This window comes from Thermomonospora sp. CIF 1 (assembly GCF_001896795.1).
GTDB lineage: Bacteria > Actinomycetota > Actinomycetes > Streptosporangiales > Streptosporangiaceae > Thermomonospora > Thermomonospora curvata.
Genome location: NZ_MOYN02000023.1, coordinates 502,865 through 519,436 on the forward strand (window position 1 = coordinate 502,865; position 16,572 = coordinate 519,436).

A 16,572-nucleotide genomic window follows, 5' to 3' on the forward strand; every position below is an offset into this window, starting at 1 on the left:
TCAGCCCCCGGTCGGGTTGTCGGTGCGGCCGCTGGGCGCGCCGCCTGGGCTTTGCTGTCCCGGGGAGGGAGTGCCCGCCTCACCGGAGGGCGGGGCGGCCCCGTCCTGCCCGCCCGCGGGGTCGGGCGGGTTGGACGGCTTGCCGGCGGGCTTGCCGGCGCCCGGCTGCGGCACCCTGGTGCCCTCGGGCACCAGCGCCACGGCGACCGCCCCGGCGGAGGCGGCCTGGGTGAGCTGCGGCGCGTCGGCGGGCGGCACCGCCACGTCCACCATCGTCTGGTCGCCGCGCAGCCGTTCGTCGTCGCCGCCCTCGATGCCCACCACGATGGCGTCCGCCGACAGCAGCGTGCCGGGCCGCGGGCCGGGGCCCTGGCCGCTGCCGACGGCGTACACGCTGACCCGCTGCCCGGTCTGCAGTTTGGCGGCGGGCATCTGGCCGGGTTTGAGCGCCAGCCCGACCACCACCCGGCCCTGGGCGGCGTCGTTGACGGGGCTGACCATCCCGTCGGTCAGCAGCGCGCCCGCCACCAGCGGGACGGCGGCATAGCCGGTGACCACTTTGTGACGTTCCGACCAGCTGATGTACTCGATGCCGGTGTCGCCGATCTGGACCTCCCGCAGCGCGCTCATCGGGATCTGCTGGCCGGCCGCCACCGGCTGGGCGATCTGGATGGCCGACACCCGCTGACCGCTGACGATCACCAGATAGGCGCTGGTCAGCGCGCCGCCGAGGATGAGCAGCACGGCCAGTGCGGCCAGCGCGGGCTTGCGTTCGCGGGGCGGCACGGGCAGCCGCTGCCCGGTGGCGGCGCCCAGGCCGCCGCGCCCGAGCCCGGCCGTGCCGGCGGGACCGCCGTTCGAACCGCTGGTGACCGTCGACTGACTGGCCTTCATGGGCGTGAATACTCCGATACGGGGGCTGATCGAGCGATCCATGCTCTCGATGCGGGCAAGGCCGCGTCAATGGATTCGTCGAGGATATGCCCTCTTGTAACGCGCGTGGGCTTGGTTACCAGCAAATTCAATGATCACATAATGGCTTACGAGCCGTCACGGCGTCCGCTTACTCGCTTCGGTAAGGCGGATGTCGGTTAACTGGCGTCACATATGTCGCAGACGTCTCAAGCCACCGGGCGGCCCAGCGCGATCACCTCGGCGCTGTCCAGGCCGGCCAGGGCCGCTCCGGGGACCAGCAGCTTGGAGCGGCGCAGCCCGCTGCCGATGACGACCTCGGGCGCGGCCGCGACCGCCTCGTCCACCAGCACCGGCCAGTCCTTCGGCAGGCCGATGGGGGTGATGCCGCCGTACTCCATGCCGGTGAGCCGGGTGGCCTCCGCCATGGGGGCGAAGGACGCCTTGCGCGCGCCCAGGTGGCGGCGCACCGCCCCGTTGATGTCGGCGCGGTGGGTGGCCAGCACCATGCAGGCGGCCATGCGCACCTCCCCGCCCCGCTTGGCGGCCACGATGACGCAGTTGGCGGACGCGCCGAGGGGCACCTTGTAGTGCTCGCAGAACGCGGCGGTGTCGGCCAGCTCCGGGTCGATCTCGGCCACCATCGCCCGCTGCGGCGGCGCCGTGCGGACGGGCTCGGCCAGCAGGTCCGGGCGGGTTTCGGCGGGCACCCAGTCCAGTTCACCGATCATGGGCCGATTCTCCCACCGGCGCCGGCAGGCCGATGAGCGTCCCCAGCTCGGCCACCGCGCGCTCAAACATCGCCGCCCGGTGCTCCAGGACGCCGTTGAACTGGCCGAACAGCTCGAAACTGACCCACCCGTACACCCCTGACCAAGCGGTCATCGCCCGCATGATCACCTCGTCGGGCAGCCCCGGCATGACCTGCCGGCGCACCCGCTCCAGGTCCTCGGCCACGGCCGCTGGAAAGCCCTGCTCCGCCGCGGCGGCCCCGGGCGGGGCGGCCAGCACCCCGGCGCGGTGGGCGTCGGCGACGATGCGGCAGAAGACCAAGGTGGCGCGCAGCGCGGGGGCGACGGTGTCCTGCGGCGCCCGGTAGCCGGGGACGGGGGACCCGTACAGCAGGGCGTACTCGTGCGGGTGGGCCAGCGCCCAGTCACGGACGGCACGGCAGGCGGCCCGCCAGCGTCCCCCGTGGTCGGCGGGGTCGCAGCCGGCGTCGGCGCGCTCCACCGCCCGGCCCAGCGCGGTGTAGCCCTCAATGATCAGCGTGGTGAGCAGGTCGTCCTTGCTGGGGAAATAGCGGTAGATCGCCGAGGAGGCCATGCCCATTTCGCGGGCCACCGCGCGCAGCGACAGCCCGGCCGCCCCCTCGGTGGCCAGGTGCCGCCGGGCGAGCTCCACGATTTCGCGGGTCAGTTCCGCGCGCACCCGTTCCCGCACGCCCCGGCTCCTGCTCATGGCGGCTCTCCCTCCGTCCCCGTCGGGCCGGCGACACGCTAGCAGAGCGGTGCAGGCAAATGAGAGCACCGCTTCCCCATCACCCTTCGGTGCCGATATCGCGGGCCGGGTGTCGCGCAGGCGGCCGGTAATTAAGCTGACCGGCGGGCGCCCGGCTGCGAAAGGGCCGAAGGGCTGGAGGAGTGCATGCGGATCTCGCTCACCGTGCTGACCGGCCGCGGGCCGCGCGACATCGTGATCGATGCGGATTCCGAAATGACCGTGGGAAATGCAACCCAGGCCATTTTCGCAGCCCTGGAGGGCGATTCCGCTGCGTTCGGCGCTTCCGCAGGCCCCGATGACCGATCACAGCGGGCGCTGTGGGCGAACGGCCGGATGCTGGCCCCCCAGGCCCAGGCCGTCCGGGAGCTGCGCGACGGGACGGTGGTGGCCATCGACCGGCGGGCGGCGGCGGCCACGCTGCTGCAGGAGCCGACCGGGCTGGTGGAGGTCCGGGTGGTGGCGGGCCCGGCGGCCGGCGCGGTGCACCGGCTGGGCCTGGGCACCCACACCCTCGGCGGCCGCGACGCCGACCTGATCGTGGACGATCCCGCCATCCCGCCCCGCTCGCTGCGCATCACCGTCCAGCGCGGCTCCGTGGAGGTGGAGGCCTCCTCCCGCACCCGCGCCGTGCTGGACGGGCGGCGCCTGGAGGAGCGGGCGGCATGGCCGTTCGGCGGGATGCTGGCGGTCGGCTCCACCATGCTCAGCCTGGCCCCGTGCACCGCCCCCGACGCGCACCTGGAGCCGCTGCCCGGCGGCGGGCTGGCCTTCAACCGGCCGCCGCGGATCGTCCCGCAGGCGCAGCCGGCGCGCCTGGAGGTGCCGCGCCGCCCCGAACGCGGCCCCCGCGAGCGGCTGCGGCTGTTCGGCGCGCTGCTGTTCTCGGCGTTCGGGCTGGTCATGGCGTATGTGCTGGGCCAGTGGTGGTGGGCGCTGCTGGCGCTGAGCTGGCCGCTGATCCAAGTCGGCGAATGGCTGAGCGACCGGCTGCACGGGCGCAAGTCCTACCGGCGGGCGCTGAAGGAGTACCAGGCGCGCAGCGCGTCCTTCGGCGATGAGCTGGAGGCGCTGCGCCGCAGGGACGAGGCCGAGCGGCGGGCGATGTGGCCGGACCCGGCCGAGATACTGATCACCGCGACCGGTCCCCGGCGGCGGCTGTGGGAGCGCCGCATCAGCGACGACGACGCCCTGCACCTGCGGGTGGGGCTGGCCGACCTGCCCGCCCGCATCGAGCTGGTGGGCGACGAGGAGGGCACGGTGCCCACGCCCACCGCCCGCGCCGTCCCGGTGACGCTGGACGTGGGCGAGCTCGGCGTGATCGGGCTGACCGGGCCGCGCGCCGCCTCGCGGGCGCTGGCGCGCTGGCTGGTGGCCCAGGCGACGGTCCTGCACAGCCCCCGCGACCTGGCCGTCGTGGTGCTGTCGGCCCGCGAGGACGGCGCCGAGCACTGGAACTGGGTGCGCTGGCTGCCGCACTGCGCCCCGCGCCGCGGGGAGGACTGCCTGGCGCTGGTCGGCGCCGACGCCGAATCGGTGGCCCGCCGGGTCACCGAGCTGGCCATCCGCATCACCGAGCGCCGCCGCGACCGGCACGGCGGCGCCGGCCCGCTCGCCGGCTCCCCCGCCGAGCCGGCCGACGCCCCCTTCAACGTGCTGATCGTGCTGGACGGGGCGCGGGCGCTGCGCCGGGTGCCGGGCATGCCGCAGGTGCTCTCCCGCGGCCCCGACTACGGGCTGCACGCCATCTGCATCGACGACGAAGAGCGCCTGCTGCCCGAAGAGTGCGCCGCCGTCATCGCCTGGCAGGAGGACGAGGGGGCGCCCTCCATCGTCCGGCTGCGCGGCCCCGGCCTGGAGGGCGTCGGCCCGGTGCTGGCCGACCAGGTGCCCGCGGCCTGGGCCGAGCGGGTGGCCCGCGCGCTGGCCCCGGTCCGCGACGTCTCCCGCCAGGACGCCGCCGAGACCATGCCCGAGCAGGTCCGGCTGCTGGACCTGCTGGGCATGCCCGACCCCACCCCCGAGCACGTCCGCGCCGCCTGGGACGCCTCGGGAGGCCGCACCACCCGGGTGCCGATCGGCCTGGCCGCCGACGGCCCCTTCCACATCGACCTGCGCACCGACGGCCCGCACGGGCTGATCGCCGGCACCACCGGGGCGGGCAAGTCGGAGCTGCTGCAGACCCTCATCGCCGCCCTGGCGGTGGCCAACCGCCCCGATGAGATGACGTTCGTGCTCATCGACTACAAGGGCGGGGCGGCGTTCGCCGACTGCGCGGCGCTGCCGCACACCGTGGGCATGGTCACCGACCTGGACGGGCACCTGACCGAGCGGGCGCTGCAGTCGCTGTCGGCCGAGCTGCGCCGCCGCGAGGAGATCCTGCTGGCCGCCGGGGCCAAGGACATCGACGACTACGCGGAGCTGCGCGACCGGGCCGCCGCCCCCCGCGGGCCCGGCCGCTACGCCCGCTCCCGCCCGGCCGCCTCGCACGTGGAGCTGCCGCCGCTGCCCCGCCTGGTGCTGGTCATCGACGAGTTCGCGGCGCTGGTGTCCGAGCTGCCGGAGTTCGTGGCCGGCCTGGTGGACATCGGGCGGCGGGGCCGGTCTTTGGGCGTGCACCTGATCTTGGCCACCCAGCGTCCGGCCGGGGTGGTCACCGCCGAGATCCGCGCCAACACCAATTTGCGGATCGCGCTGCGCGTCACCGACCCGCAGGAGTCCACCGACGTGCTCGACTCTCCCGAGGCCGCGCAGATCTCCCCGGCCACCCCCGGCCGCTGCTACGTGCGGTCGGGCACCGCCGTCCCGCAGGCGGTGCAGTCGGCCCGCATCGCCGGCCGCCGCCCGCAGGGCCGGGGCGGGGCCGCGCCGGCCAAAGGCAAGATCACCGTGCGGGACGTCCCCTGGGGGCAGCTGGGCCGGCCGCTGCCGGAGACCGGCCCGGCCGAGGAGGACTCCGGCACCGTCACCGACCTGGCCGTGCTGGTCGGCGCGATCGGCGAGGCCGCGGCCCGCGCCGGCATCGGCCCGCAGCGCTCCCCCTGGCTGGACCCGCTGCCCGAGCGGCTGCGGGTGTCGCTGCGCACCGCCGCCGGCGGCTCGGTGGTGGACGTGCCGCCGATCGAGTTCGGCGTCACCGACCTGCCGGAGACCCAGTCCCGCCAGGCGCTGACGCTGAACCTGGCCGCCGACGGCCACCTGTACATCGCCGGGGCCGCCCAGTCCGGCCGCACCACCGCGCTGCGCACCCTGGCCGGGTCGCTGGCCTCCTCGGTCTCCCCGTTCGACGTGCACCTGTATGCCATCGACTGCGGCGGGGGCGGGCTGCTGCCGCTGGTGGCGCTGCCGCACTGCGGGGCGGTGGTCACCCGCGACCAGATCGACCGCTGCGAGCGGCTGCTGACGGCGCTGGCCAACGAGGTGTCCCGCCGCCAGCAGCTGCTGGCCGGGGCGGGGTTCGCCACGCTGGCCGAGCAGCGCGCCACCGTGGCCTCCTCCGACCGGCTGCCGTGGATGGTGCTGCTGCTGGACCGCTGGGAGGGCTTCGTCGGCGCCTTCGAGCACTACGACTACGGCCGGCTGGTGGACGCCTTCATCCGGCTGCTGCGCGAAGGCGCGGCGGTGGGCCTGCGCGCGGTGTGCACCGGCGACCGCACCGGCCTGAGCGGGCAGATCTCCACCGTCTTCGACCGCCGCCTGGTGCTGCGGATGGCCGACCCCATGGACTACGGCTATGCGGGCCTGAACGACCGGCAGGTCCCGGCGTCCATGCCGCCGGGCCGGGCGCTGGAGCAGCTCGGCCCGGGCCGGCCGCCGCGCGAGTCGCAGATCGGGCTGCTGGCCGACGACGCCTCCGGCGCCGCCCAGGTCGCCGCGCTGCAGGAGATCGCCCGCGCCTGCACCGGACGCTACGGCCGCCTGCCGCGCCGGCTGCGCCCGCTGCACGTGGACGAGCTGCCGGTGCGCGTCACCTACGCCGAGGCCCTGGCGCTGGACCCCGACCACCTGGCGCCCTCCCCGCTGTGGGCGCTGGTCGGCGTCGGCGGCGACACCCTCGGCCCGGTCGGCGTGGACCTGCTCAACCACGGCCCCGCCTTCATGGTGGCCGGCCCGCCCCGCTCGGGCCGCTCCACCGCCCTGCTGACGATGGTCGCCTCCCTGCTGGACCCGGCGGTCGGCGGCGGGCTGGTGCCCGTGCTGCTGCTGACCCCGCGCCGCTCCCCGCTGCAGGCGCTCAAGGGCCGTCCCGGGGTGCTGGGCGTGCTGGACGCCGACGCCACCGAGGACGACCTGCTGGAGGCCATCGGCCGGGAGCACCGCTACGTGGTGGTCGTCGACGACGCCGAGCTGCTGGACGACACCGACCTGGACGACGCCCTGCGCGGCGTGCTGCGCACCGCCCGCGACGGCGAGCACGCCGTGGTGCTGGGCGGCACCACCGAGGACATGAACCGCGGCTACCGGGGCTTCCTGGCGGAGGCCCGCCGCTCCCGCTCGGGCGTGCTGCTGTCGGCGGACTCCCCCGACGACGGCGAGCTGTTCGGCCTGCGCCTGCCCCGCAACTCCGGCGCCCTGGCCGGCCCCACCGGCCGCGGCCTGTTCGTCGTCCAGGGCGCCCACTTCCCCATCCAGGTGGCCCTCCCTCCCGAGGAGTGAGCGCAGGTCCCGCAGAGCCGCCGCCGGCACATCAGGCTCAGGACTTTCATCGAGTCAGGCGAATCATCGGGAAAAGTCACACTCCCCTGATGTCCCGCAAAGGCCCCCGTGATTTCCCGGAGCGATAGAGGATCACGAGGGAGTCCTTCGAGGTTTTGGTGAGGCGGTTACCGGATTTTGGTTTCCCGTTAAAGCGCAGGGCGCCACCGGCATCGGCCTTGAACAGGACCTTTACCGCATAACCGGCTCAGCTGCGGGTGAAGGCCGTCCTCGATCGGCCACTGCATTACCACCGCGGAGCATTGTTCCGAGCAACATGCAGGTACAGACTGGAAGCCGAGACATTTCGGGGCGGCCATCAGCCGCAGGGTCACCGTGAGGTTGCGATGAAGGCCATCGGACGGCTCGGGACGACTCCCTCAGAACGCGGCGACACGACCTCGGTGAGCGGTTCGCCGGACATCCTGGCGCTCGATGACGGCTCCTTCGCCGTCATCGGCGTCGACATCACCGACCGGCTCGGACGCCACCCGCTGCCGGACGCGCGGTGCGCGCCGAACGAGCGGATCGTCCAGATCACCCGCGCCACATTGGTTCACGCAAAGAAAGATATTCCGGACGAGTGATGCATCAACCACCTGCATGGATTCTGCAAGACGCACACCGCCTCACCCTGGAGGAGTTCCAGCAGGCGTTCGGCGAGGCCTGGAGCCGGCTCAAGCGGCGCTTCCTCAAGGTCGAATGCTGGCAGTCCTACCGGGAGGCCGACGGCGTCCGCTCGCAAAAGGCGTACCAGGAGGGAAAAGCCGAGCTCGCGCGCGAACTGCTCCGTGAGGAGGCCAAAGGCGATCAGCCGCTGTACGAGGAGGTGAACGCCCGGAATCTGGAGTTCACGCGCATCCGGTTGATCTCTCTCCCGCTCACCGACTACCTGCGCTACGAGATGATCAACTATGAGATCCGCCGGGCTTTGGGGGAGAACATCGAATTCGTCACACCTCCCACACCCGTCACCGACTATTTCGACTTCCTGTTGTTCGACGATCACACCGCTCTCATCCACGACTACGGCCCCGGACCGGTGGGCCACCAGGTCGGCGGCTGGGTCACCCGGGCCGCCGAGCCGCTGAAGCATCTGGAGAAACTGGCCTGCGAGCTGCGCACCTATGCGCGACCGTGGCCGAACGTCGGGGAAAAGGGACTTCCGGGACGAAAGACCGTGGACATCGCCGCCCAGTCGCGTAGATGAAGGTGGATGAAGGTAGCCTTCGCAAGCTTGATCCGAGTGGGCCTCGCCATCGTCGTGGGACTGGTGGCGGTGCTCCTGATCGTCTGCGGTCCCATCGTCTACCTGCTGGGCCTGGACGACGAGGAGCTGAACGCCGGGCCGACATCGGCCAGGCAGTGAGCCCCGTGGGCATCTTCTTCTCCGGGGTGGCGTTCCTGGGCATCGCCGCGGCCCTGCTGCTGCAGGGCCGCGAGCTGCGCAATCAGCGTGAGGAACTGGCCATCGCCCGCCAGGAGCAGATCCGCAGCAGCGAACTGGCGATGCGGCAGCTGCACACCGACCTGATCAAGATGGCCATCGAGGACAGCGAGCTCCGCTCGGTGTGGCCCGCCCCGGCCCCGGGCCATGAGACCACCCGCAAGGATCACTACTGCAACCTGATCCTCAATCTGCAGAAGGTCGCCTACGAGACGGGCACCATCGAATTGCAGGAGCTCCGCAGCGCGCTGCGCTTTTTGATGACCAGCCCCGACATGCGCTCGTTCTGGACGCGCAGCCGCGCGGCACGGGTGTCCGTGACCGCCGACGACGAGGCCGAGGACACCTTCACCGCCGAGGTCGACGCCGCTTACGCCGCCACCATCGCCCCTTGACCGAGCGTCCGGCTCATCCCGGAGGCCCGCCGGTCGCATGGCCATCTCGCGACAAATATGGCCTACGTCGATCGAGCTGCGAAATTCAAGGCAGCAGGTCACGAGGAAACTATCGCCATATCTTGATCAACTCCACCTTCTACGCCAGAGACGGTGGAGGGGCCGGCGAAGCCGAAAAAGACTTCTCAAAGACGAAGGAGATGCACTGCAAAGCCAGGGGAACAAAATGCCGCGACCTTCCTGGAACGGGAGACGAGGCATACTACTGACACGAACTCGATCAGATCACCAGCGTTCTATGCTTGAAGCGGGTTGTTGCCTCATTCCGGCACCGGAACATTTTGATTGAGATCACCTTAAGCATATATATTGAAAAGCCCGACGCCGACCCTCAGTATGAACAGGATGGAATCGAGCTGGCCCGATCTGTTGCGTCGTCCCTGGCCGTCAAAGCCAAATGAGGCGACGGCGTCCGTGCGTAGGTGACCGTGATGTCCGGGATCTAAGGCGCTGGTCATCGACTGCGCGCAGCAGGCCGTTCAGCTCGGTGGTTGCTTCCTCGTCCTGCCAGGCGGCCAAGACCGCTTCGGTCAGCCGCCCGTGGATTTCGGCATCGCCCGCGCGCTGGGCATCATCACCTCCGATGTCGGCAACCCGATCGGCACCCCGTCTGCATGGCCCCCGAGCAGTTCCGGTCCGGGACGATCGGCCCGCACACCGACATGTTCGCCTGGAGTGCCACCATGCCGTGCGCGGCCACCGGCGTGCACGTCTTCAACCCCGGAGGCCTCCGCGCCCCCGCCGCCATCATCCACCGGGTGCTGAACCACCATCCCGGCACCAGTCCGCTGCCCCGGCCTCTGCGCGACCTGGTCGCCGCGGCCCTGTCCAAAGACCCCGCCGAACGCCCCACCGCCTTGGACGCCCCGGTCACCCTGCTCGGCAACCGCCCCCGGTGGGGCACCGCGCCCGAGAACCCCCGCCCCGACTCCGCACGCCCGCAGAGCGCGTCCCCGGCCGCCGATCCGGCCCCGTTCGGCGCTCCCTCACCAGCCACGCCGGCGCGGTCTGGTCGGTGGCGTCCGGGCAGATCGACGGGTACCCCCTCGTCCGGTCCAGGGGTGACGACCGGACCATACGGCATGGGACCTGACCACCGGGCGGCCGGTGTGCACACGGCTCCTCAGACGGTCTTCCTTCCGGGAAGATCCTGCCGGTGGCGTCCGGGCAGATCGGCAACGCTCCCACCGCCCTGCCCGGCGACGCCGACCCGGCCATGTGGATCAGGGAGCTGACCACCAGGCGGTCACTCGGCAAGCGACTTGTTCGGCCGGCACCTCAATGGCCACTCCGATTTCGTCAGGTCGGTGGCATCCGGTTGGATCAACGGCATCCCCATCGCCATCTCCGGCGGAGAGGACCGGATCGTGCGGGTATGGGACTTGCCCAGCCGGCAGCCGCTCGGCCGACCTCTCACCGGCCGCATCCAGGAGATCCGGTCGGTGGCGTTCGGAGAGATCGGCGGCGCTCTCATCGCGATATCCGGTGGGGACGACGGGATCGTGCGGGTGTGGAGCCTGCAATCACCTTGGTCGGCTCCGCATCCCTGAGTGTCGGGGACCTGAGGTGTTGGTTCAGCCTCATTGCGCCGCGCGGTTTCGGCGGTGACGGTCCGGCGATCGCCTTGAACAGCGTCGCCGGGTCGGTGGCCTCCCCTCGCTCAACGGTGCGCACACCGGCGGCGAACCGGCTTGTGCCGCCGTACAGGGCGGCAGCGAGGGGACCGGTGGTGCCATGGTCCCCTCGCCGGCGTTTCGGCCCACTCCACCAGGCCGTTTCTGCTCGTCCCTTTTCACGCCCGCCCGTGGCACTGAGAACAAGGCGCCGGGAACTTCCTGCCGCGTTCTTGCGTTCGCAGGCCTCGATTACATCCCACTTTCCCCGCGCGGGGCGACCGGCGGCACCGCTTCTCACCGGTCTTCAACGCTCCTCAACGCTGCTGCACGATCATGCACGACACCGGCATGCACGTGCATTCGGAGGCCGAATACCAATCGGTATCAAGGAATCCTCAAAATCTACATGCGCATGACATTTGTGCTACGTCACCATTAACATCGGAGGCCACCAGCCGGCGGAGGCGCTCCACCCTCACGCACCGGCCAAGATCAAAATTCCGCCCGTGGCACGGCGGTTTCATAGCAAAAACCGCAAAGAGGACAAAGATGTCATCGACCGGTCTTATCGGCCTGCCCTTTTCCGGGAGCGGCCTTCTCCGCGATCACTCTCTCGTAAGACCCGCCGGTCGCAGCCGGTCATTGCGACTCCGGCGGTCGTCCACCCTGTTCCGGCCGACCGGGCCCGGCGGTCTGGAGAGGGCATGGTGACGGTGGCCGGAGAGCTGGGGGCGACCGGCCGGCTGCTGGCGGAACTGGTCGAGCCGGTCTCGTTCGACGTGGCCGGCATGGACGTCCGCGAGGTACGGCGGCTGCGCGAGAGCAAGCAGCAGAAGCTGACCGGGCTGCGGGCCCGGCTGAATCTGCTGATCACCGGGGCGGTCCAGTTCGAGCTCGACCGCATCGGCGACGACGGCGTGGAGGTGATCGCCGCGGCCGCCGGGATGGCGCCGGAGGAGGTGTGGCGGATCCTGGCCGGGGAGTACCGCACCTCCCCGATCTGGTGGCGCCGGATCGAGCGCGTGCTGATGCTGTGCCGGCCCTCCCAGGAGCCCGAGAAAGTACTGCAGGCCCAGGAGCTGTTCGTGCAGATCGCCCGCCTGGACAAGGAGGTGGGCATCCTGACCCAGCGGGCCGCCGAGCTGCTGCGCCGGCGCCGCGCCGCCCAGCTCTACCCCGCCGGCACCGGACGCCACCCCGATGAGGGCGACGGCGGCAAGGCACCGGCGCCGCGGCCGGCCGAGGCCGACGGCAAGCAGGAGGCACCCGCCCCCGCAGAGAGCGAAGCCCCCGAGACACGGCCCGCCTCGTCATGGCAAACCCCGGCGATTCCGGACCTGCACGGCCATGACCAGCGCCCCGACCCGCTGCAGGCCACCACCGAAGCCGAATTCGTGGCGGCCATGCGGGCCTACCGGATCTGGGCCGGCAACCCCAGCCTGCGCCAGATGCAGGACCGCTGCGGCGGGCAGATCTCCTACTCCACGTTCCGCAACATGCTGGCCGGCACCACCGTGCCCACCCAGCTGGCCACGTTGGAGACCTTCGTGCGAGTGTTGGGCGGCACCGCCGAGGACCTGCAACGCTGGACCACCGCCTGGCGCCGCTTCGCCCTCAGGCAGTCCACCTCCTCCGGCCCGTGACCGTCCCCGGCGTTTCGGACACGCCGTGAGCGGAGGAGGGCCGGGGCGTTGCCGCGGGAGCCGAAGTTGCCGGGACACGCCGTGAACGGGGGCGGGGAGGGCTTGGAGCAGGGCGGGGATGCGCAAGCGCCCCTCTCCGTTCGATCTGGCCGACGAGCAGTGGGCGTTGATCGAATCGCTCCCGCCACCGGAGCACTGAGGTTTTCTCCACGATCTGGCGTTCTGAAGACGCGGCCACGCGCCGGGGGCAGGGCGAAGATGCCTCGTGAGGGCGCAGATGGAGCCTCACCGAGCAGGCTGTGGGATTTGCCGGTTCACGAGTGGGGCCCCGCCTGCGGCCTTGTCAGGAAGCGCCACGTTGTAAGGCGGCTGCCGGCTTCGTTGAGAAAGCCTCACCGCAGCTCCTGTGCCCCGTGCCCAGAGGCTCACGGGTTCAGCGGGACGTCGCCGTGAGCGGGCGAGGGTCCAAGAGCGACGAGAGGCGTTCCAGCAGGTGCGGGTTCACCCGGTAGTACACCCAGGTTCCGCGTCGCTCGGAGACGACCAGGCCGGCCTGTTTGAGCACCTTCAGGTGGTGGCTGATCGTCGGGGCGGTCACGTCGAAGGCGCCGGTCAGCTCGCACACGCACACCTCACCGCCCTTGCGGCAGGCGATCAGTGACAGCAGCCGCAGCCGCACCGGGTCGGCGATCGCCTTGAACAGCGGTGCCAGCTCGGCGGCCTCCTCCTCGCTCAGCGGTGCGCACACCAGCGGCGAGCAGCACGCGTCCGCATCTGGGGACGTCACGACCGGCAGTTCTTGATTCGACACCCTTCTAATTTGACATCCGTCTAGATGGAGGCGCAAGCTGAGGTTCAGGCGCTGATTAGACGTTCATCGAATCAGCGCGGATCTTCGGCGCTCAGGAGGAAGCCCATGTCCCGCGTCCAGCTCGCCCTGCGTGTGCCCGACCTGGAAGCCTCGATCGGCTTCTACAGCAAGCTGTTCGGCACCGGGCCCGCCAAGGTCCGGCCCGGCTACGCCAACTTCGCCATCGCCGAGCCTCCGCTCAAGCTCGTCCTCATCGAAGGCGCCGGCGAGGACGCCACCCGGCTGGACCACCTGGGCGTGGAGGTCGAGGACTCCGCCCAGGTCGGCCACGCCGCCCGGCGGCTGAAGGAGTCCGGGCTGGCCACCGTGGAGGAGAACGACACCGCCTGCTGCTACGCCGTCCAGGACAAGGTGTGGGTCACCGGCCCCGGCGGCGAACCCTGGGAGGTGTATGTGGTCAAAGGCGACGCAGACACCCTTGCCAAAGCCGACGACTCCGCCTGCTGCACGCCCCGGGACTCCGGTTCCGCCGGGGCCGCGGTGGGCACGGACTGCTGCTGACTCGCTCCCTGGGAGCACCGCCTTCCTCCGGCGCCCCGCTGCGGAAGGCGGTGCGGGCCGGAAGGCAGACCGCAGACACCCGGCCTGTGGCGCGGCGCCGGGCGGAAAGCCGCCGGTCCTCTTCAGCGGAGCCGGGCGATCATCGTGGCGATATCCGCCCAGGCCAGCGCCGGAATGAGCCCCTTTCAACGCAACGTCTCCGCAGGTCGGGACGGAGACGTCGCTGTTAGAGACGATGCGGTGACCCGGCACGCCGCAGTACCGGAGGCCACCCGGGCTCCCGTCCCCGACACCTTGGGCCACGTGCTGAAAAAGGTTCATGGGCCAGGCCCGGTGAGCCTTGTCCAACACGTGGTCTTCGGGGCCCGGATGGTGTTCGAGACCGTGACGTTGCAGGTCACCGCATCGTCCTCGACTGTGACGCCCCGCATGCGACCTGCAGGAACGGCATGTGGAAAAGGCCCAGCGTCCATGGCCGTCGCCTGCCCGCCGATGGGACGGTTCTCGGACGATCAGACCGGCGGGGCCGAACGCATCAGCGGACGCCGGTCTCGGCCATGCCCGACGCCCCACCGCCGCGGCCGCAGGAAGCTCCAAGCCTGCTTCAGGGAACTCGTGGAGACGGCTGTTCATCGGCCGCCGTCAGGCGGGAGCGGCGGGAATCCCGCGGCACTGATCCACCAGCAGCCGGTAGAGGTCGTCGTGCTCAGAGTCGTCCGGGACGTTGATCACGATCCCGGAGCAGCGCCCGGCATACCAGTCGCTGAGGATGCCGGGCATCTCCTCGAAGGTTCCCTGGGGGACGAGCATCGCGATGACGTCGTCGCTCATGAGATCGGCGAGGTTCGCCCAGTCCTTGCGGCGGGCCATGTCCGACAGCGCCGCACCGAGGTCGCCGAGGCCGAACTCCTCCAGTTGCCTGCGGTAGGCGGGGGTGCTGTAGAGGAACGCCAGCTCTGCACGGCGTTCCCGCCTGACCCGGGCGAGTTCACGGGAATCTTTCGCGATCAGCGGATACGGCCCGACGACGACCGCGGGGCCGTTGTCGTCACGTCCGGCCTCCCGTGCCCCGCGGGCGAGGGCGGGAAGGATTCTGCGCTCGAGCATCCGGGGGTGGGAGCTGGTCGGATGGCAGACGAAGCCGTCGGAGACCCGCCCGGCCAGGGCGCACATCTCGGCGTTCACGCCGCCGGTCCAGATCTGCGGGGCGGGATGGTCGATGGGGCCGGGGTTGAAGTACGGCTGGAGCCGCTCGAACCGGTAGTGGCTGCCGGTGTGCTCCAAGGGCTCGCCGGTCTGGAAGGAGTGGAAGATCGCGCGCAGCGAGGCGACGTAGTCGCCCAGCCGCGCGACGGGATCGGACCACGGGGTGGAGAACCGCCCGACGATGTTGCCGCGGACCTGGGAGGCGATGCCGAGCTGGAACCGTCCCGCCGACAGTTTCGCCAGGTCCCATGCGGCGTAGGCGGTCAGCATCGGGCTGCGCGGGAACGCCACGACCATGCTGGTGCGGATCACCAACCGCGAGGTGTGGGTGATGGCCAGGGCCGCGACGGTGAAGGCGTCGTGGATGGTCTCGGGGACGTGCAGCACGTCATAGCCCAGGCTCTCGATCCGCTGGGCGTACCGTCCGACCTCGCTCAGCGGCAGGCGGGGCGGGCACGAGGCAATGATCTCCAACGAGCGCCTCCGTTCCTGATGATGCGCGGGACGGGCTCCGGCGAACACCGGCCCGCCCGGCAGCAGGGTGGCGCTTCGGCCGGCTCCCGGGTCGCCGAGTTCCCGCTCATCGGACTATGCGGTCTCACCGAGCAGGCCCCAGTGAGAACTCGCCGCTGGACAGCGGGCACGGCCCCATGAACCCGTCCGTCTTCCACGACCGGACGTGCCATCGGCCCGGGGCGAACCCGTCGAGGATCACATCGGTGACGATCGTCCGGTCCTTCCCGCCGGTCGTGCCGGGCCGGAGGGGCGCCCGGTATCGGAAGCCGAAGCCCAGACGCTGCTGACGTACAGCGCGATACTCATTCCCGGACTGCTTCAAACTGAGGACTACGCCCGCGCCGTCATCAGGGGCATGCTCCCGGAACTCTCCTCTGAAGAGGTGGAGCGGCGAGTCATAGCCCGGATGGATCGGCAAGCCGCCCTGAGCAAAGAAAACCCGTTGCGGCTCTGGCTGGTCGTGGACGAGGCCGCACTCCGACGCCAGATCGGCGGCCCTCAGGTCATGCGCACGCAGATCAAGCACCTGCTGGAGTCTTCGGAGCGCCCAGAGATCACACTCCAGGTACTTCCCTTCGAGGCAGGCCCTCACCCAGCGATGCTGGGAGAGTTCATCATCCTCAAGTTCGAGGATCCACCTGCGCCAGACATCGTCTACATCGATGGCCTTGCTGGCGACCTATTTGCAGACGATGATTCAAGTATCAAGCGGTATGCCACGGCCTTTGAGTACCTGCGTGCCATCGCGTCCAGCCCGTCAGCTTCGCGCGAGGTTTTGTCATCTCTGATCCGAAACATCTGATTGAGAGGTACCCAATGCACACGCTCAACCCCTCCCAAGCCAAATGGCGTAAGAGCAGCCGCAGTAGCGGCAATGGCGCCTGCGTCGAGGCCGCCCGACTGGAGACCGCCATCGGACTGCGCGACTCCAAGAACCCCGACGCCGGACACCTCACCATCTCCCCCGAAGCCTTCGCCACCCTCCTGACCCGCATCAAACACGACGAGCCGACCATCTGACCCTCACGTCACCAGCCAGCCGGTGACGCAGCCTCCGAGAACAAGCACAGCAAGCGGGCCGCAGGACCGTCCCTCCGCTCGTCCTAAATGATCGGCCTGCGGCCCCAAGCGCTAAGCCGCCTCACCAACCCCATCCCTCAAGCCATATTCGCGAGCTGAGGGGTGACGACTCCTCTGCTTCCCTTCACAC

The 16,572-nt window shown here is 70.7% G+C and carries 15 protein-coding genes; 10 read left to right on the forward strand and 5 right to left on the reverse strand.

Going from position 1 to position 16,572, the window contains the following annotated elements; genetic code table 11:
* From BUE48_RS20615 to BUE48_RS20625, 3 genes are all read right to left on the reverse strand, one after another.
* Complete coding sequence (locus BUE48_RS20615; RefSeq protein WP_012854455.1) at positions 1-894, reverse strand: hypothetical protein; 894 nt, start codon at positions 892-894, stop codon at positions 1-3.
* Positions 895-1,121: 227 nt separating this feature from the next.
* Positions 1,122-1,643, reverse strand: coding sequence for a YbaK/EbsC family protein (locus BUE48_RS20620; protein ID WP_012854456.1), 522 nt, complete (start codon positions 1,641-1,643; stop codon positions 1,122-1,124).
* Positions 1,633-2,373, reverse strand: coding sequence for a TetR/AcrR family transcriptional regulator (locus tag BUE48_RS20625; RefSeq protein WP_012854457.1), 741 nt, complete (start codon positions 2,371-2,373; stop codon positions 1,633-1,635). Before BUE48_RS20625 ends, BUE48_RS20620 begins: the two co-directional genes overlap by 11 nt.
* A gap of 186 nt (positions 2,374-2,559) precedes the next feature.
* On the opposite strand from BUE48_RS20625, the gene BUE48_RS20630 reads away from it, so the two are divergent.
* The 7 genes from BUE48_RS20630 to BUE48_RS20660 all read left to right on the forward strand — a co-directional run bounded on the left by BUE48_RS20630 (position 2,560) and on the right by BUE48_RS20660 (position 12,268).
* Complete coding sequence (locus tag BUE48_RS20630; protein ID WP_286990767.1) at positions 2,560-7,068, forward strand: FtsK/SpoIIIE domain-containing protein; 4,509 nt, start codon at positions 2,560-2,562, stop codon at positions 7,066-7,068.
* Between the two features lie 386 nt (positions 7,069-7,454).
* Positions 7,455-7,694 carry a hypothetical protein gene (locus BUE48_RS20635; protein ID WP_012854459.1) on the forward strand — a complete coding sequence of 80 codons (240 nt, stop codon included), beginning with the start codon at positions 7,455-7,457 and terminating at the stop codon, positions 7,692-7,694.
* Positions 7,694-8,317: a DUF6879 family protein gene (locus tag BUE48_RS20640; RefSeq protein WP_286990768.1), complete on the forward strand. Its 624-nt coding sequence runs from the start codon at positions 7,694-7,696 to the stop codon at positions 8,315-8,317. The genes BUE48_RS20635 and BUE48_RS20640 overlap by 1 nt, the downstream gene beginning before the upstream one ends.
* Positions 8,318-8,344: 27 nt before the next feature.
* Positions 8,345-8,476: a flagellar basal body-associated FliL family protein gene (locus tag BUE48_RS20645; protein ID WP_281055027.1), complete on the forward strand. Its 132-nt coding sequence runs from the start codon at positions 8,345-8,347 to the stop codon at positions 8,474-8,476.
* 5 nt (positions 8,477-8,481) lie between these two features.
* Positions 8,482-8,949, forward strand: a complete 468-nt coding sequence (locus BUE48_RS20650; protein WP_286990769.1) for a DUF6082 family protein — start codon at positions 8,482-8,484, stop codon at positions 8,947-8,949.
* 1,367 nt (positions 8,950-10,316) lie between these two features.
* Positions 10,317-10,559, forward strand: a complete 243-nt coding sequence (locus BUE48_RS20655; RefSeq protein ID WP_353745308.1) for a WD40 repeat domain-containing protein — start codon at positions 10,317-10,319, stop codon at positions 10,557-10,559.
* A gap of 770 nt (positions 10,560-11,329) precedes the next feature.
* Positions 11,330-12,268 carry a hypothetical protein gene (locus BUE48_RS20660; protein ID WP_012854464.1) on the forward strand — a complete coding sequence of 313 codons (939 nt, stop codon included), beginning with the start codon at positions 11,330-11,332 and terminating at the stop codon, positions 12,266-12,268.
* 433 nt (positions 12,269-12,701) lie between these two features.
* Here BUE48_RS20660 and BUE48_RS20665 read toward each other — a convergent pair whose 3' ends face one another.
* Positions 12,702-13,055, reverse strand: a complete 354-nt coding sequence (locus tag BUE48_RS20665) for an ArsR/SmtB family transcription factor (RefSeq protein WP_245536910.1) — start codon at positions 13,053-13,055, stop codon at positions 12,702-12,704.
* A 129-nt stretch (positions 13,056-13,184) separates the two neighbouring features.
* Here BUE48_RS20665 and arsI point away from each other — a divergent pair, with 129 nt between their 5' ends.
* Positions 13,185-13,640 carry a trivalent organoarsenical cleaving protein ArsI gene (gene arsI, locus BUE48_RS20670; protein ID WP_286990771.1) on the forward strand — a complete coding sequence of 152 codons (456 nt, stop codon included), beginning with the start codon at positions 13,185-13,187 and terminating at the stop codon, positions 13,638-13,640.
* Positions 13,641-14,282: 642 nt separating this feature from the next.
* On the opposite strand, the gene BUE48_RS20675 is transcribed toward arsI, so the two are convergent.
* Positions 14,283-15,320 (reverse strand): TIGR03617 family F420-dependent LLM class oxidoreductase, encoded by a 1,038-nt coding sequence (locus BUE48_RS20675; protein WP_286990772.1) that lies wholly within the window; start codon positions 15,318-15,320, stop codon positions 14,283-14,285.
* Positions 15,321-15,525: 205 nt separating this feature from the next.
* Between BUE48_RS20675 and BUE48_RS20680 the strand changes: the two genes are divergently transcribed.
* Entirely contained in the window at positions 15,526-16,164 is a 639-nt protein-coding gene (locus BUE48_RS20680; RefSeq protein WP_286990773.1) for a DUF5753 domain-containing protein, read from the forward strand.
* Positions 16,165-16,178: 14 nt separating this feature from the next.
* Positions 16,179-16,382 (forward strand): DUF397 domain-containing protein, encoded by a 204-nt coding sequence (locus BUE48_RS20685; RefSeq protein WP_286990774.1) that lies wholly within the window; start codon positions 16,179-16,181, stop codon positions 16,380-16,382.
* Positions 16,383-16,572 lie beyond the last annotated feature (190 nt).

Excerpts from the sequence above, each read along its gene's own strand:
- BUE48_RS20660 (WP_012854464.1), top strand. The coding sequence starts at position 11,330 with ATGGTGACGGTGGCCGGAGAGCTGGGGGCGACCGGCCGGCTGCTGGCG.
- BUE48_RS20625 (WP_012854457.1), bottom strand. The coding sequence starts at position 2,373 with ATGAGCAGGAGCCGGGGCGTGCGGGAACGGGTGCGCGCGGAACTGACC.
- BUE48_RS20615 (WP_012854455.1), bottom strand. The coding sequence starts at position 894 with ATGAAGGCCAGTCAGTCGACGGTCACCAGCGGTTCGAACGGCGGTCCC.
- BUE48_RS20620 (WP_012854456.1), bottom strand. The coding sequence starts at position 1,643 with ATGATCGGTGAACTGGACTGGGTGCCCGCCGAAACCCGCCCGGACCTG.
- BUE48_RS20635 (WP_012854459.1), top strand. The coding sequence starts at position 7,455 with ATGAAGGCCATCGGACGGCTCGGGACGACTCCCTCAGAACGCGGCGAC.
- BUE48_RS20685 (WP_286990774.1), top strand. The coding sequence starts at position 16,179 with ATGCACACGCTCAACCCCTCCCAAGCCAAATGGCGTAAGAGCAGCCGC.
- BUE48_RS20640 (WP_286990768.1), top strand. The coding sequence starts at position 7,694 with ATGCATCAACCACCTGCATGGATTCTGCAAGACGCACACCGCCTCACC.
- arsI (WP_286990771.1), top strand. The coding sequence starts at position 13,185 with ATGTCCCGCGTCCAGCTCGCCCTGCGTGTGCCCGACCTGGAAGCCTCG.
- BUE48_RS20630 (WP_286990767.1), top strand. The coding sequence starts at position 2,560 with ATGCGGATCTCGCTCACCGTGCTGACCGGCCGCGGGCCGCGCGACATC.